Annotated in this window: 14 protein-coding genes; 11 read left to right on the top strand and 3 right to left on the bottom strand. The window is 53.2% G+C overall.

Going from position 1 to position 16,617, the window contains the following annotated elements:
• Window positions 1-34: 34 nt before the first annotated feature.
• The 11 genes from MWU62_RS10745 to MWU62_RS10795 all read left to right on the top strand — a co-directional run bounded on the left by MWU62_RS10745 (window position 35) and on the right by MWU62_RS10795 (window position 13,735).
• The gene (locus MWU62_RS10745; protein WP_247114830.1) at window positions 35-1,180 is read left to right on the top strand and encodes a zinc-binding dehydrogenase; all 1,146 of its coding nucleotides are present in this window, start codon (window positions 35-37) and stop codon (window positions 1,178-1,180) included.
• Window positions 1,177-2,220: a proline racemase family protein gene (locus MWU62_RS10750; protein WP_247114831.1), complete on the top strand. Its 1,044-nt coding sequence runs from the start codon at window positions 1,177-1,179 to the stop codon at window positions 2,218-2,220. Before MWU62_RS10745 ends, MWU62_RS10750 begins: the two co-directional genes overlap by 4 nt.
• Before the next feature lie 93 nt (window positions 2,221-2,313).
• Window positions 2,314-3,963 carry an AMP-binding protein gene (locus tag MWU62_RS10755; protein WP_247114832.1) on the top strand — a complete coding sequence of 550 codons (1,650 nt, stop codon included), beginning with the start codon at window positions 2,314-2,316 and terminating at the stop codon, window positions 3,961-3,963.
• A complete protein-coding gene (locus tag MWU62_RS10760) occupies window positions 3,960-4,385 on the top strand; it encodes a PaaI family thioesterase (protein ID WP_247114833.1) in 426 nt (141 codons plus the stop codon). The genes MWU62_RS10755 and MWU62_RS10760 overlap by 4 nt, the downstream gene beginning before the upstream one ends.
• 78 nt (window positions 4,386-4,463) lie before the next feature.
• Complete coding sequence (locus tag MWU62_RS10765) at window positions 4,464-5,258, top strand: ABC transporter ATP-binding protein (protein WP_247114834.1); 795 nt, start codon at window positions 4,464-4,466, stop codon at window positions 5,256-5,258.
• On the top strand, window positions 5,255-5,977 hold the full coding sequence (locus tag MWU62_RS10770; protein WP_216008567.1) for an ABC transporter ATP-binding protein: 723 nt from the start codon (window positions 5,255-5,257) through the stop codon (window positions 5,975-5,977). The genes MWU62_RS10765 and MWU62_RS10770 overlap by 4 nt, the downstream gene beginning before the upstream one ends.
• An 81-nt stretch (window positions 5,978-6,058) precedes the next feature.
• Window positions 6,059-7,270 carry an ABC transporter substrate-binding protein gene (locus MWU62_RS10775; RefSeq protein WP_247114835.1) on the top strand — a complete coding sequence of 404 codons (1,212 nt, stop codon included), beginning with the start codon at window positions 6,059-6,061 and terminating at the stop codon, window positions 7,268-7,270.
• 97 nt (window positions 7,271-7,367) lie between these two features.
• Window positions 7,368-8,255 (top strand): branched-chain amino acid ABC transporter permease, encoded by an 888-nt coding sequence (locus MWU62_RS10780; RefSeq protein ID WP_247114836.1) that lies wholly within the window; start codon window positions 7,368-7,370, stop codon window positions 8,253-8,255.
• A gap of 2 nt (window positions 8,256-8,257) precedes the next feature.
• Window positions 8,258-9,253: a branched-chain amino acid ABC transporter permease gene (locus MWU62_RS10785; protein WP_247114837.1), complete on the top strand. Its 996-nt coding sequence runs from the start codon at window positions 8,258-8,260 to the stop codon at window positions 9,251-9,253.
• Between the two features lie 316 nt (window positions 9,254-9,569).
• Window positions 9,570-10,640 (top strand): efflux RND transporter periplasmic adaptor subunit, encoded by a 1,071-nt coding sequence (locus MWU62_RS10790; protein WP_247114838.1) that lies wholly within the window; start codon window positions 9,570-9,572, stop codon window positions 10,638-10,640.
• Entirely contained in the window at window positions 10,637-13,735 is a 3,099-nt protein-coding gene (locus tag MWU62_RS10795; protein ID WP_247114839.1) for a multidrug efflux RND transporter permease subunit, read from the top strand. Before MWU62_RS10790 ends, MWU62_RS10795 begins: the two co-directional genes overlap by 4 nt.
• A gap of 9 nt (window positions 13,736-13,744) precedes the next feature.
• Here the strand turns inward: MWU62_RS10795 and MWU62_RS10800 are convergent, their stop codons facing one another.
• The 3 genes from MWU62_RS10800 to potA are packed head-to-tail and all read right to left on the bottom strand — an operon-like array spanning window position 13,745 to window position 16,617.
• Entirely contained in the window at window positions 13,745-14,572 is an 828-nt protein-coding gene (locus MWU62_RS10800) for an ABC transporter permease subunit (RefSeq protein ID WP_247114840.1), read from the bottom strand.
• The gene (locus MWU62_RS10805; RefSeq protein WP_247114972.1) at window positions 14,565-15,464 is read right to left on the bottom strand and encodes an ABC transporter permease subunit; all 900 of its coding nucleotides are present in this window, start codon (window positions 15,462-15,464) and stop codon (window positions 14,565-14,567) included. The genes MWU62_RS10800 and MWU62_RS10805 overlap by 8 nt, the downstream gene beginning before the upstream one ends.
• A 34-nt stretch (window positions 15,465-15,498) precedes the next feature.
• On the bottom strand, window positions 15,499-16,617 hold the full coding sequence (potA, locus tag MWU62_RS10810; RefSeq protein ID WP_247114841.1) for a polyamine ABC transporter ATP-binding protein: 1,119 nt from the start codon (window positions 16,615-16,617) through the stop codon (window positions 15,499-15,501).

Genomic DNA, 16,617 nt, shown 5'->3' on the forward strand with positions numbered 1-16,617 from the left:
GTTTTGTTTTGCAGGCAGGGGGGATCACCTAGTCATGACTCCAAACACCATGAAGGCCATGGTTCTCACCGGCCATGGCGGTATTGAAAAACTTGAGTATAAAAGCGTACCCACGCCGTCTCCTGCGGCCGGCGAGGTGTTGGTACAGGTAACCGCTACCGCCAAAAACAATACAGACCGCAAAGCCCGGGAAGGGTTATATCCCACCAAAAAAGGTGAAACCACCTCATTCCAGATGGGCGGCAAGCCTACGCTGATTTTTCCCCGAATTCAGGGTGCCGATATTGCTGGCCGCGTAGTGGCTGTGGGCGAGGGCGTGGAGCCTAGCCGTATTGGCGAGAGGGGGCTGCTAGATTTCAATATGTATGGCAATGCCCGCAGGGATATCAATTTAACCCCCGATTATTATGGCCATGGTGCAGACGGCGGCTACGCCGAGTACGTGGCTGTTCCTTCAGATCAATTCCACGTTGTGCCAAACAAAGATTTGAGCGATGCCCAGATAGCTGCGATGGGAATGTGTTCCTATCAAACGGCTATGCACATGCTCACCTCTGCTAACGTAGAGGCCGGGGAACGTATTTTGGTTACCGGTGCAAGCGGCGGTGTTGGTACGGCACTGATCCAGCTTTGCCGAATTATGGGTGCCGTTCCTTACGCGTTAAGTACGCCGGATAAAACTGCGGCTCTTAAGTCGTTGGGCGCCGAATCTGTATTTGATCGCTCCGAAATGGACGGCTTTGTTGAGCGTGTAAAGGCCCAAACAGGCGGTAAACCTTTTGATGCGGTAATGGACTTGGTAGGCGGCGAGATGACTGACCGCTTCATCGACGCCATGATTTTCGATATGAACACTCGCAGCACTTATCCTCGCCTGAGCATCGCGGGTGCCAGTGGTGGCAATGTTAGTGAAATCCTGTGGACACGAATTTATCTGTATCAGGTAAAACTCTTCGGGGTTTCACACGGTACGCGAGAAGAGGCCGAGCAGCTGGTGGATTGGATTCGCGAAGGGCGGCTCAAGCCAGTTCTGCACGGTGCTTTTCGGCTCTCTGAATTACACCAAGCAGAGCGCTACTTTATGAATCGTGGCAGCAATTATCTCGGCAAGATTGTGATTGTGCCGGATTCCCTGTGGGAAGAGCACGGCCAACTCTGGTCGTTGGAGAAAGGCGCATGAAGCAGGAATTGACGATTCAGCTAATGGATACCCATGCTGGCGGTGATGTAAGTCGAATTGTGACGGGAGGTATCATCCCCCTGCCGGGCGACAGTGTGCGGGCGCAAATGGAGTACCTTCGCGATCAAGCCGATGGTTTGCGAAAGCTGCTGTTGGAAGAGCCTTACGGTATTCCGGAGATGTCTGTGGATTTGTTGGTTCCTCCGTCAGATCCGAGTGCTGCGGTCGGATACATCATTATGGAAGTGATGGGTTACCCGATTTATTCCGGCTCTAACACCATCTGTACGGCAACGGCGGTTTTGGAAGCTGGAATCGTGCCCAAAAAGGAGGGCAAGCAGAGCTTTTTACTGGAGTCCCCCGCAGGCCTTGTTCGCATAGAAGCGCTGGTGGAAAACGGCGTGGTCGAAGCGATAACCTGCGAAGGCCTGCCAAGCTATATCCATACCTATCAAACCAGTATCGATGTGCCATCACTTGGCACAGTCACTTACAGTGTGGCCTACAGCGGCGGCTTCTACGCATTGGTGGACGCAAAATCACTGGGTTTTGATCTTTCGGTCGATGAAGAACGTGAACTCGCAGTTGCAGCCCATGCCATTGTTGAAGCGATTCAGGCCGAACGGGGTTTTTCCCATTACACCCTGGGCGACGTGGGGCCATTGCCATTTCTGCACTTTATGGGGCCGGTACACCAAGTGGCAGAGGGCTACTATCGTTCCCGTTCTGCAACCTACGTGCATCCCGGCGTTATCTGCAGAAGCACCACCGGAACCGGCACCTCGGCGCGGCTTGCTCTTATGAATCATGAGGGGCTCATTCGCCCCGGAGACAAACTTGAAACCATCTCGTTGCGTGAGACGGGTTTTATTGGTGAGTTTTCTGGCGTAGAGCAGGCGGGCGAGTATCAGGTTGTGAAAAATAACATCACTGGTAAGGGTTATGTTTTAGCGCGTTCGGATATTGTTGTGAACTGTGATGACTCTTTAGTGGACTGCGATGGGCTTCGTCATGTCCTCGGGAATTACTCGCTTTTTTGAAGCGCATTCGCCTAAAGTTTACCTTTACGTAAAGTGCGAGCTATGGTAAATCTTCATCTATGCATTCAATGATAATAATAGCAGGAGCAGATAATGAGCCTTCCGGAATACGCCGACGTTTACCGCAATTTTGACCCTGCCGCTCTGGAAGCGGAGATCTTGGACGGAAGCCTTGAAAACGGGCTGAACGTTTGCCATGAAATGTGTGATAAGTGGGCTACTGACCCGCAAAAAGTCGCACTTTTCTATGAAACTATTGATGGCAGTGACGGCAAGCTGACCTTTGCGGAACTGAAAGAGCAGTCTGCACGTTTTGCGAACTATCTGGTTTCTCAGGGTATTGGCAAGGGTGATCGAGTTGCAGGGCTTTTACCGAGAACTCCGGAACTCCTTATCGTTATTGCCGGTGCACTGCGCGTAGGTGCTGTGTACCAGCCGCTGTTTACTGCATTCGGTTCTGGCGCTATTGAATACCGCCTTGAACGTGCGGCCACCAAGTTGGTCGTTACAGACCCCGCCAACTACTCTAAGCTCACTGAAGTGAAGGATTGCCCGCCCGTTATTTGTGTTGATGCAGAAAAAGCCGATGCAGGTGTTCGCGATTTCTACAGCGCACTTAACGAACAAAGTGATGATTTCGAGCCTGTGTTGATCAAAGGCACTGACCCATTCTTGCAGATGTTTACCTCGGGTACAGTTGGCAAGTCTAAAGGGGTTGCTGTGCCGGCTCGTGCTCTATTAGCTTTCTATGTTTATATGAGAGACGCCATCGACCTGCGCGATGACGATGTTTTTTGGAACGTTGCGGATCCCGGTTGGGCCTATGGCCTTTATTACGCAGTAGTTGGGCCGCTGCTGATGGGCCATGCCACCCATTTCAATCCGGGCGCATTTACCCCGGAATCCACCTACGACATGATCCGCAAGTACAAGATTACCAATCTGGCCGCTGCACCAACGGCTTACCGACTTCTTAAAGCCAACGATCATGTATTGCCCGAAGGCGAGAACCTTGGCCTACGTGTCGCCAGTAGTGCCGGTGAGCCTTTGAACCCAGAGGTCGTTAACTGGATTAAGAACCGCCATTATTGCCCGGTTATGGACCACTACGGCCAGACTGAAACCGGCATGACTTGCTGCAACTTCCATGCGCTCAAGCATCCGGTGCGCCAAGGTTCAATGGGTTATTCGTCGCCGGGCCACAAAGTGGTCGCCCTGAACGAGAAGAATGAAGAGGTAGGTGAGGGCGAAGTAGGGCAAATCGCTGTTGATGTGAAAGCCTCTCCGCTGTTCCACTTCGACGGTTATACTTGGGGCGAAAAAGACCCCTTCGTGAAGGGCTATTACCTCACGGGCGATATGGCGATTTGCCATGGCGATGGCAGCTTCTCATTCAGCGGCCGAGACGATGACATCATTACAACGGCGGGATACCGGGTTGGCCCGGCGGATGTGGAGAGCACCTTGCTGGAGCATGCCGCGGTTGCGGAGTCTGGAGTGGTCGCCAAGCCCGATGAAAAACGCGGCTCTATCATAAAAGCCTATGTGGTTATCAAGGGTGACGAGGCTCCGGCGGACGAACAGGTTCTGCGGGATGAGCTTCAGGAGCTTGTCCGTCGTCGCCTTTCCACACATGCCTTCCCCCGTGAAATTGAATTTGTTGATGAGCTCCCGAAAACACCCAGCGGTAAAATTCAGCGCTTTGTGTTGCGTAACAAAGCTCAGGAAGAGTCGGCTTCATGAAGGTGACACTTGAGGAGCTGAACAGGTTTCTTCAGGAGCAGTTCCCCCAGGGAGCTGCTTACGGCAGTTTGCAAAAGCTGGGGGATGGTTGGGCCGAGATGACACTGGATGTGGATGATGGGCACCTCAGGCCGGGTGGAACTGTGTCTGGCCCGGTAATGATGGGGCTGGCAGATGTCACCGTTTATGCCGCTTTGCTCAGTAAAATCGGGCTTGTGCCGCTGGCGGTAACCACCAACCTGAACATTAACTTTCTGCGCAAACCACAAGCGCACACGCCCATTCGTGCGAAAGCCACTATGCTCAAAGTTGGCCGCACAATGGGAGTTGGCGAGGTGTTCGTTTATTCGGAAGGTGTTGATGAACCCGTTGCCCACTCAACCATGACTTACTCGATACCACCTGAAAAACATCAGAATTAGGTTGACGTACACGTAAACGTCAATTTAATCTGGTTATAACGTATAACAGTAAAACAATAACAAAAGGTAAATTGGCTCATGAGTGACCAGTACGTTCTGGAGACCCGAAACCTTGTTAAAGAATTTAAGGGTTTTATAGCGGTCAACGACGTGAATCTTCAGGTTCAGGAAGGCCACATTCACGCCCTTATTGGGCCCAATGGTGCTGGCAAAACAACGGTCTTCAACCTGCTAACAAAGTTTCTGATTCCCACCCGTGGCCAAATCCTGTTCAACGGGGAAGACATCACTTCTACAAAATCCGCGCAAATTGCCCGTAAAGGGGTTGTTCGTTCGTTCCAGATTTCAGCGGTTTTCCCGCACATGACGGCTTTGGAAAACATTCGGGTTGCTCTGCAAGGCTTCGAGGGTACTTCGTACAGTTTCTGGAAATCCGGTGCGTCCCTTAACCGGCTGAATGAGCGCAGCATGGAATTGTTAGAATCTGTAGGCCTTGCCGAGTATGCCAATACCACAACTGTAGAATTGGCATACGGCCGCAAGCGGGCACTGGAGCTTGCGACCACTCTTGCGATGGAGCCAAAGCTGATGCTGTTGGATGAACCTACGCAGGGCATGGGCGCCGAGGACGTAGACCGGGTGGTTGAGCTGGTGCGTAAGGCTGCTAAAGGCCGCACGGTATTGATGGTTGAACACAATCTGAGTGTTGTTAGTAAGCTGTGTGACCGAATTACGGTTCTGGCTCAAGGCTCAGTGCTAACCGAAGGTGATTACGAAACGGTTTCTGCCGACCCTAGAGTGCGCGAAGTGTATATGGGAACAGGTGCCAGCGGTGAGCGTGGCGCGGTCGCCGAAGCGGAGGCCAGCCAATGAACACAGATGCGACTCGGAACTACGAGCAACTGAATATATCCGGCCTGCATGCCTATTATGGTGAGTCCCACATTTTGCATGGGGTAGATTTAGTCGTTCACCGTGGCGAATTGGTTACGCTTCTTGGTCGGAATGGCGCCGGGCGTAGCACTACCCTGAAGGCGATCATGAATATGGTGGGCCGTCGTACCGGCTCCATCATGGTCAACGGAGAAGAAACCATGTCGTGCGCTCCGCACCATATCGCCAGAATGGGAGTGGGGTATTGCCCTGAGCATCGCGGTATTTTTGCCTCGCTCAACGTGCATGAGAATCTTACGCTGCCACCGATAGTGCGCAGTGGCGGCATGAGCCTCGAAGAAATTTACTCAATGTTCCCCAACCTCTACGAGCGTCGCTTTAGTCAGGGCACCAAGCTATCCGGTGGTGAGCAGCAAATGCTGGCGCTAGCGCGGATTCTGCGTACCGGTGCCAATATGTTGCTGCTCGACGAAATTACCGAAGGCCTTGCCCCGGTTATTGTGGAAAAACTGGGTCATGTTCTAACCCAGCTCAAGGAAAAAGGGCTGACCATCGTATTGGTGGAGCAAAATTTCCACTTCGCAGCGCCTTTGGCTGATCGACACTACGTTGTTGAGCATGGGCGGATTGTGGAAGAAGTCCGTGCCGATGAACTGAGTGCCAAGCAGTCGGTGCTGGATGGCTATTTGGGGGTGTGATCCTGAATAGGCAAGAACGCAAGACATAACAAGACCAACAATAAACATGAACTAATGCAACACAGTAGCGGAGATACAACAATGACAATGATGAAAAAGCTTCTGACTTCAGCGATTGCCTCAACCCTAATGGCCAGTGGTGCTCAGGCTGCCATTTCAAACGATACCGTTAAGATTGGGTATCTGGCGGACATGTCTGGCACATACCGGGATCTCGCAGGGCCTAACGGTCAGTCTGCTCTTGAAATGGCTATCGCAGACTTTGGCGGAAGCGTAAAGGGCAAGAAAATTGAGATCGTCAGCGCTGATGACCGCAACAGCCCTGATACTTCTTCCAGTACCGTTCGCCGTTGGGTAGAAAACGAAAACGTAGACATGGTCGCAGGTATGGTGGCTTCCTCGGTTTCCATCGCGGTTAGCAAGATTCTGGAGGAAAACGATAAGCTTGGTATTATCTCGGGCTCCGCAGCTTCCAGTATCACAAACGAGCACTGCACCCCCAACCATATCCATTATGTGTATGACACCTATCCTCTGGCGAATGGCACCGCGAGTGCCGTCGTTAAAGAAGGTGGAAAAAGCTGGTATTTGCTGACAGCTGATTACGCTTTTGGCCACTCACTGGAAAGCGACGTAAGGCGCGTTGTGGAGGCTAACGGAGGTGAGGTTGTTGGTGCCATTCGTCACCCGTTCCCGACACAGGATTTCTCTTCTTTCGTGCTACAGGCTCAAGCTTCCGGTGCTGATGTGGTCGGTCTTGCAAACGCCGGTGCGGATACCACCAACGCAATCACCACTGCCAGTGAGTTCGGCGTAACTCAATCGGGCCAGACTCTTGCGGCCCTGCTGTTGTTTTTGACCGACGTTCACGCACTGGGCGCGCAAACCGCTCAGGGAATCCAGCTGACTACCGGTTGGTACTGGGACATGAATGAAGAGACCCGCGAGTGGTCGGATCGTTTCATGGACAAAACCGGTGTGCGTCCGACCATGGTTCACGCGGGTATCTATTCAAGCACCATTCAATACTTAAAAGCTGTCGAGGCTACAGGCTCTGACGACGCGCAAACGGTGCGCAAGCAGATGATGGATACGCCGATCAACGACATGTTCGCGAAGAACGGTAAGATTCGTATCGATGGCCGCATGGTTCACGATATGTATCTGGCCGAGGTAAAAACACCTGCTGAATCTAAGAACGAGTGGGATCTTTACAAGATTCTTCGCACGATTCCAGCAGAAGAGTCTTACCGTCCGCTTTCCGAGAGCAAGTGCAAACTGGTTAAAAACTAAAGTGTGCGGCCTTAGCAGAGCCCTATGGGTGCGCTGCTAAGGCCAAACCGACAATAAGCCAAATACCAACCTCTGTGCTGCCTCTGGAGTTAGCCCAATGTCCATGATTTTCGGCGTTCCTTTAGCTGTGCTTTCTGGCCAGCTACTGATCGGAATCATAAACGGTGCATTTTACGCCCTGTTGAGCCTCGGGCTCGCGGTTATCTTCGGCTTGCTGAAGATTATCAATTTCGCCCACGGCGCCATGTATATGCTTGGCGCCATGGTTACGGTTCTTATGTTCAATGCTTTGGGCGTTAGCTACTGGGTGGCGCTCTTTATGGCTCCACTGTTGGTGGGTGCGTTTGGCGTTGTTATTGAGTACTTTCTTCTGCGTCGTATTGCTGGTCAGGATCATATTTACAGCCTGCTTTTGACCTTCGGTGTTGCCCTTATTATTCAGGGCGTACTTATTAATTGGTTTGGAGTGTCTGGGCTGCGTTATGCCATGCCAGACATGTTCAAAGGCGGGATCAATCTCGGGTTCATGTTCATGCCGTACTATCGTGCATGGGTTATTGTGGCCGCACTTTTGGTGTGTTTTGGCACTTGGTTTGTTATTGAGAAAACCAAGTTGGGCGCTTACCTGCGTGCCGGAACCGAGGACTCCCAGCTAATGCAGGGGTTCGGAATCAACGTACCGCTGCTAATCAGCCTAACCTATGGATTTGGTGTTGCACTGGCGGCCTTTGCGGGTGTGCTGGCTGCTCCTATCTATTCCGTGACGCCGGTGATGGGCTCCACTACTTTGATTGTGGTGTTTGCGGTGGTGGTTATCGGCGGCATGGGCTCAATTGGCGGAGCCATCATTACGGGCATCCTTATGGGTGTTATTGAGGGCCTTACCAAAACGTTTTATCCCCCGGCTTCATCTGCGGTCATTTTTCTGGTCATGGTTTTGGTACTAATGTTCCGGCCCAGTGGCTTGTTTGGCAAAGAGGCATAATCATGGACCAATCAGCAAAGATTGCCGACATCCATAAGTCGATTGTAAAAGAGCAGGCCGCGCAAGAGCGCAAGCGCCTCATGTTGAATGCAGCTTTGTTGCTTCTTCTGCTTGCAGCTCCGTTTGCAATATATCCGGTCTTCCTAATGAAGATTCTGTGCTTCGCCTTGTTTGCGGTGGCATTTAACCTTCTTTTTGGGTTTACCGGCTTGCTTTCATTCGGTCATGCGGCCTTTCTTGCTGCTGGCGGATATACCACGGGTTATCTGCTCAGCAACTACTCGGGGTTATCTACCGAGCTAGGTATTATTGCGGGCACGCTAGCGGCTACGTTTCTGGGGCTTGGATTTGCGCTCTTGTCTATTCGGCGGCAGGGTATCTACTTTGCGATGGTTACCTTGGCGTTGGCGCAGTTGGTGTTCTTCTTTTTCGTGCAGTCGGAATTTACGGGCGGAGAAGATGGCATGCACGGCATTCCCAGAGGCCACCTTTTGGGTGTTATAGATCTGGAAAACAACCTGAGTATGTATTATTTCGTGCTGGCGGTATTCATCGGGTGCTACCTGTTGGTTCAGCGGATTGTTAGCAGCCCTTATGGGCAGGTGTTGAAAGCGATCAAGCAGAACGAGCCCAGAGCCGTATCACTGGGCTATAACGTTGATCGTTACAAAGTGCTGGCGTTTGTTATCTCAGCCGCTCTGGCTGGGCTTGCGGGCTCCATGAAGTCTGTGGTGTTCCAGTTAGCCTCGTTGAACGACGCGCACTGGCACATGTCTGGAGAAGTAATCCTCATGACTCTGGTTGGCGGCATGGGCACTCTGCTTGGGCCGGTCATCGGTGCAACTTTTGTGGTCAACATTGAGTATCACCTCTCGCAAGGCCCCCTTCGGGACTGGGTTGATCCGATTCTTGGGGGTGTATTCGTTATTACTGTGCTTGCCTTCCGAAGCGGTATTGTTGGCGAGATACAGAAATTTGTACGGAAGAATATAGGGTAGTGAGAGTAGGTTGAGTTTAGCTGGCAGGCTTGGGCTTAGGAGGCGGTATAACCTGTTGCAACCTACAGCCTAAAGCCTTCGAATTGAGTTTTTGGTATCGGTTCAATGTAGAATCTAAGCTGAATAGAGGCTCTTCCAAACAGGCTGGAGAGCCCATCTACCCATTTATCAGGGAATTTCAATGTTCAGCTTCTCGCCTCCGTGTTCGCTCAAGCAAACCCAATGGATTTTATTGGCGGTTTGCGTCCCTTTATTTTTGGCTGCTTGCTCAGAGCCCACAGCGCCATCAAAAACAACAGCTCCCTCGGTATCTGTTGTGGCGGTTGAAAGCACCGAGGTGCGACCCTCCCGAGATTTTGTGGCGCGCACTGCAGCGTCTGCAAAAGCTGGCCTAACCCCACGCATTGAAGCTGAAATCAAAGAGATTTTGTTCCGTGAAGGCTCCCGGGTGAACGAAGGGGAAACCCTAGTTCGCTTGGAAGCAACTCGCGCCAACGCGGATATTCAACAGACCAGAGCTGAGTTAGCGGCAGCCAAGGCAGAAGTTGATTCCGCCCGCAGAAACCTGAAACGTGGTGAGGATGTTGCTGGGAAAGGTTATTTGTCGGATGCCGACCTAGATAAGTTAAAGGATCGTTTCAGCGCCGCACAAAGCCGTTTGGAAACCGCAGAAGCTGCGGTTCAAAAAGCTGGTCTCAATCTGGAATACACAGAAATCAAGGCTCCCTTCGATGGCTGGATTGGCAGGCTAAATTACGATGTCGGCGCCGTTGTCAGTCCTGCAAGTGGGCCGATTGCCGAGGTGCTGGTAACGGACCCGATCTACGTTGAGTTCCAGCTTGATGAATCCGACTATGTGGCATTCCGCCGCGCAGGTACTGCCGCAGGCGAGGATATCGCCAACTCTCTTTCATTGCGTCTGACGCTGCCCGATGGTGGCTTTTACAATCAAGACGGCAAAGTGAGCTTTGCAGACGTGCAAACCAATGCCAGTACCGGCACCGTGGATATGCGGGCGGAATTTGCCAATCCGAATGCGGTTCTGCTTCCCGGGTTATACGTTACGCTCCGAATTGAAGGCCGTGCCGGAGAGGCTCAGGTGCTTGTTCCGCAAGTGGCTATTCAGGAAACCATTGAAGGCAAGTTTGTTCTGGTTGTAAACGATGAGCAGATGGTTTCTCAGCGGTTTATTCAAACCGGGCCGCGTTTGGGTGCCATGCTGGCAACAGAGAGTGGCCTTGAAGCCGGTGAACGAGTGATTGTTGAGGGCTTACAGAAAGTTCGAACGGGCGTAACCGTCAATCCGGTTGTGAAGCAGATAAACCCTGAAACTGGTGTGCTTACGGATAGCGCAAAGCCCAAGAAAGAAGGTGAGGCTGAGCAATGATCAGCCGCACGTTTATTCATCGGCCCAAGTTTGCCTTTGTTATCTCCATCCTGATCTCCCTTGCAGGGCTTCTGGCCTTGCAGGTGCTCCCGGTGAATATGTACCCCGATATGGCGCCGCCGAAAATCCGTGTGGCTGCTGTGCTGCCCGGGGGCAGTGCGCAAATTGTTGAAGAAGCCGTTATTCGCCCCATCGAGCAGCAGCTCAACGGCGTTGAGGACATGATTTATATTGAATCGACCGCCTCTGACGACGGTACGGCAATGATTACGCTGACGTTTGAGAGCGGCACGGATACAGATATTGCACAGGTGAATGTGCAGAACCGGGTGGCTCTAGCAGAGCCCTTCCTGCCTCAGGAGGTTCGGCGACAAGGGGTTACGGTCAGCAAGCAAACCGGCAACATGCTGATGGGTATTAACCTTGTTTCGGACCGCCCGGCTCTGGATGCGGTGTTTTTGAGTAACTACGCCTCAAGCAATTTGGTCGAGGCTTTGGGCCGGGTTTCGGGAGTTGCGTCTGCAGAAGTAATGGGCGCGAAGGACTACAGCATGCGCATCTGGCTTGACCCACGTCGTATGCAGTCGTTGGGGGTTACCGTTGCGGAAATTGTTGCCGCCATTCAGGAGCAGAACCAGATTGTAGCGTCAGGCAAACTGGGCCAAGAGCCGGTTCCGGAGGGTCAGCAGTTTGTTTACAGCATTCAGAGCAAGGAACGCCTTACAGACCCCGACGAATTTGCCCAGACCATTATCCGTGCCAAGGAGAGCGGTGGGTTTTTACGCCTTAACGACGTGGCGCGGATCGAGTTGGGGTCTCGGTCTTACACCTCTACTGCCAAACTGAATAATCAGGATACGGCGTTTGTGGTGATCTACCAGTTGCCAGATGCCAACGCTCTGGAAGTCGCAGGCAGAGTAAAAGAAACCGTTGATGAGTTCGCCAAGAGTTTCCCCGACGGCGTTTCACATAGTGTGCTGTTTGATTCTACTGAGTTCATCAGCCGGTCCATCAAAGAGGTGGCAATCACTCTGCTTCAGGCTGTTGCACTGGTTATTCTGGTGGTATTTCTGTTTTTGCAAAGCTTTCGCGCGACTCTGGTTCCCGCCATAGCGATCCCCGTTTCTCTTATTGGCACCTTCGCGATTATGGCGGTGATGGGGTATTCCATAAACATCATCACGCTGTTCGGGCTGGTGCTGGCGATCGGTATTGTGGTGGACGACGCCATCGTGGTGGTGGAGAACGTTGAGCGTATCCTTGAAGAGGAAAAGCTGCCGATCAAGGAAGCGGTGGAAAAAGCCATGAGCCAGGTCACCGGGCCTATCGTTGCGACCACACTGGTACTGCTGGCGGTATTTGTGCCTGTGGCGTTCATGCCAGGTATAACGGGCAAGCTCTATCAACAGTTCTCCGTCACTATCTCTGTGGCGGTCATTATTTCATCCATCAATGCGCTTACATTGAGCCCGGCGCTGTGTGCGACCTTGCTGGGCCACGGCGGCAAAGCCACTATTGGGTGGATGCAGCCGGTCGAGCGATTCATTTCTTTCAGTACGAAGGGCTACTCGGGGCTGGTGTCGAGGCTTCTCCGCAAGGGTATTTTAGTGGGCGTTGCACTCCTCGCCATACTGGGTGTCAGTGCCGGGCTTTTCAAATCTATACCGCTGGCGTTTGTGCCACCGGAAGATCAGGGCTTTCTGTTTGTGGATGTGCAGCTTCCGGTTGCGGCGTCCCAGCAACGCACCGATGTGGTACTTGAGAAGATCACCGACGTGGTGCTGGAGGACCCGGCGGTTACAGACTTTATTACGGTTTCCGGGTTTTCATTGATGAGCGGTGCGGGCTCCAACAATGGGCTCGGCATCGTGGTGCTCAAGGATTGGTCTGAGCGGGAACAACCAGAGCTGGGTTTAGGCGCAACGATACCGCGTATGTATGGTCGGCTTGCGGCCATTCCAGAAGCTCAGGTTATGGTATTCAACGCACCGCCCATTCCCGGGATTGGTGTTGCTGCCGGTTTTGATTACCGCTTGCAGGACAATCTAGGGCGTGATGTTTCCGAACTTACTCAGGTAATGAACGGGCTGATCTTCGAGGCAAACCAACGTGAAGAGCTGTCGCGGGTTTACAGTACCTACCGTGCCAACATTCCCCAGTATCTTCTGGAGGTTGATCGCAATAAGGCAAAAGCCCTGGGCATTCAGCTATCGGATATTTTCTCCACGCTGCAGGCCCAACTTGGATCGCTGTATGTGAATGACTTCACCCGCTTCGGTAAAAACTACCGGGTACAACTGCAGGCGGAAGGGGAATTCCGGCAGGGGCCAGAGGACTTGTCCTATTATTCTGTTCGCAACCGAGACGGTGATATGGTGCCGCTCTCGACTTTGGCCACGCTGAAACCGGTGTTGGGGCCTTCCAGTATTGCCCACTTTAATTTGAAACGGTCTGTGACCATTTCGGGTGAGGCAGCACCGGGCTTTGCCAGTGGGGATGCCATCACAGTTATGGAAGAGCTTTCGAAACAACTGCCGCAAGGTTATGAGTTCAGCTGGTCGGGGCAGAGCTTGCAGGAAATACAGGCGGGTAATCTAGCCATTGTGATTTTCATGCTGGCGATTGTATTCGTGTATCTGTTTTTGGTTGCACAGTACGAGAGTTGGGCTCTGCCTGTTGCCGTTATTGGAGCTGTACCCATCGCCATATTTGGTGCACTGGCGGGGCTGTGGCTAACCGGCCTTGCGAACAACATTTATGCGCAGGTGGGGTTGGTGCTGTTGATTGGGTTATCCACCAAAACAGCCATTTTGATTGTTGAGTTTGCCATGCAGCTACGCAAATCCGGGATGAGTGCGATAGAGGCAGCGAACAAGGCGGCGGTATTGCGATTCAGGGCGGTGCTGATGACCGCCCTGTCGTTTGTGCTGGGTGTTCTTCCATTGGTGTTTGCGACCGGTGCCGGTGCAGGCAGCCGCGTCAGCCTGGGTATTACCGTGCTGAGCGGCATGATTGCAGCAACCGTACTGGGAACGCTTCTGGTGCCTATTTTTTATAAATGGGTGCAGATAGTTCGGGATCGCAAGGAGGCCTGACTTTCCCGATCAGGAAAGGCGCCCACTGCGGCGCCTTTTTTCGTTTCTGCGCATCACGTACCAGGCGATAAACGCCACCACGGATACCGTGAGAATAATCAGCGTGGCCAGTGCGTTGATCTTTGGGGATACACCCATTCGTACCGACGAGAACACCACCATTGGCAAGGTGGTGGAGCCGGGGCCGGATACAAAGCTGGCAATCACCAGATCGTCCAGCGACAGGGTGAACGCCAGCAACCAGCCGGATACCAGGGCAGGCGCGATCACCGGCAGGGTGACCACAAAGAATGTCTTCAGGGGTGTACAGCCCAGATCCATGGCGGCTTCCTCAATGGAGCGATCCACCTCTTGCAGTCGGGCACTCACAACCACTGCCACATAGGCGCTGCAGAAAGTGGTGTGTGCAATCCATATGGTCACCATTCCACGATCTGCCGGCCAGCCAGTCAGTTCCGCCAGTTGAACAAACAGCAGCAGCAGCGACAAACCGGTGATCACTTCTGGCATAACCAGAGGAGCGGTAATCATGCCAGACAGCAACGTACGCCCGCGCATGCGCTTGAATCGGGTGATCACAAACGCACACAGGGTGCCCAGGCACATGGCCATGCTGGCGGAGTAGAAGGCGATTTTAAGGCTCATCCACACGGCCGATAGTATCTGCTGGTCTTCAAACAGGGCGCTGTACCAGTGGGTGGAGAAGCCTGCCCACACGGACACCAGCCGGGATGCGTTGAACGAATACACGATCAGCACAAACATGGGCAGGTACAAAAATAGCAGGCCCAGAACCAGCATGACTTTGGAGAAGCTGATACCGCGAGCATTAACCATTCTTCGACATCTCCCGACTCTGGAAGCGGTGGAACAATATAATCGGCACTAATAGCAGTGCCAGCATGACAATGGCCAACGCTGAGGCGACAGGCCAGTCGCGGTTGTTGAAGAACTCTTCCCACAACACCTTGCCGATCATCAGCGTATCCGGGCCGCCGAGCAGCTCAGGAATTACGAACTCACCGACAGCGGGAATGAATACCAGCATACAGCCCGCCAAAATACCGGCCTTGGATAAAGGCAGGGTAATGGCCCAGAAGGTCGTAATGCTGCGGCAGCCGAGGTCTGATGCGGCTTCCAGCAGACGCAGGTCCAGCTTCACCAGGTTGGTGAAAATGGGCAGCACCATAAACGGCAAGTAGGCATAGGTAATGCCGAGAATCACTGCAAAGTTGGTGTTCAGCATTTTCAGCGGCTCGTCGATCAACCCGAGCCAGAGCAGGAAGCTGTTCAGCAAACCCTGATTGCCGAGGATGCCCATCCAGGCGTAAACCCGAATCAGGAACGAGGTCCATGAGGGCAGCATCACCATCAGCAGAAGCACTAACTGCCAGTGCTTTGGAGCCCGGGCCATAGCGTAGGCCATAGGGTAGCCAATCAGCAGGCAGGCGATGGTGGAGATGAGCGCGGTTTTCACCGAGCCCCAATAAGCTGCAACGTACAGGCTGTCGGACAGCAGGAATAGATAGTTTCCGAAATTCACCACCACCGACAGGGTGTTTTCTGCCAGCCGGAATACCGGCTCGTAAGGCGGTATGGCCATCACGGCCGACGTCAGGCTGATTTTCAGGATCAGCGCGAACGGCAGCAGGAAAAACAGCAACAGCCACGCGAACGGAATGCCAAACAGCACCCGGCGGTGGAACAGCAATGTACGCACCCGCGCCATCAAGGGCGCGGGAATCGGATTCCTGTTCATGGCATTAATTCCAAAGCAGGATGGGGCTGGAGGCTTCCCAGGAAACGAACACGGTGTCGCCCCAGGTTGGCCGTTCACCGCGGCGTTCCACGTTCGCCATGGTGGCCTGCACACGCTTGCCGCTGGCCAGCTTCACGTAATAGGAGGTGATGTCGCCCAGATACGCGATGTTCTCCACCGTGCCCTTGCTCCAGTTGAATTCACCTTCGGGTTTGTCTGGCGTCAGGTAAATTTTTTCCGGGCGCAGGGCAATCAGCGTATTGGTGTTTTCTGCCGATGTGGTCACGCCCCGGTCAATGTATACCTGTGCGTCCAGCAAGCCGCTGGTTAGCAAAATGCTGTCGGAGTTGTCTTCCTCGATGCTGGCCTCAAAGATATTCACCGAGCCAATAAACTCTGCCGTCATGCGGCTGTTTGGGCTTTCGTAAATATCGATGGGTGAGCCCACTTGTGCAATCTGTCCAAAGGACATAATGGCAATGCGGCTGGCCATGGTCATGGCTTCTTCCTGATCGTGGGTCACCATCAGGCAGGTGGCGCCCACTTTCTCCAGAATATCCACCAGCTCAAGCTGCATCTCTGTACGCAGCTTTTTATCGAGCGCACCCATAGGCTCATCCAGAAGCAGGAGCTTCGGGCGTTTTGCCAGTGAGCGAGCCAGCGCAACCCGCTGCTGTTGGCCACCGGAAAGCTGCTGCGGACGACGCTTGGCGTAGGGCTCCATTTTGACCAGCTTGAGCATGGCCGCCACCCGGTCGCGAATCTCGTCCTTCGGCAGCTTGTCCTGTTTCAGGCCCATGGCAATGTTCTGCTCCACGGTCATGTGCGGGAACAGTGCGTAAGACTGGAACATCATATTGGTTGGGCGCAAATAGGGAGGCAGGGCCGTAATGTCCTGACCGTCCAGCACAATACGACCGCTATCCGGTGTCTCAAAGCCAGCCAGCATGCGTAGCAGTGTGGATTTACCAGAGCCGGAACCGCCCAGAAGCGCGAATATCTCGCCCTTGTGGATGTCCAGATCTACGTCGTCCACCGCCAGTGTGCTGTCAAAGCTTTTTGATACGCCACGAATGCTGAGTAACACCTCCGCTTTCGCGGAGGTGTTGATGCCGTTAACCAC

The organism is Marinobacter sp. S6332, from assembly GCF_023016045.1.
In the GTDB taxonomy this organism is placed as follows: Bacteria; Pseudomonadota; Gammaproteobacteria; order Pseudomonadales; family Oleiphilaceae; genus Marinobacter.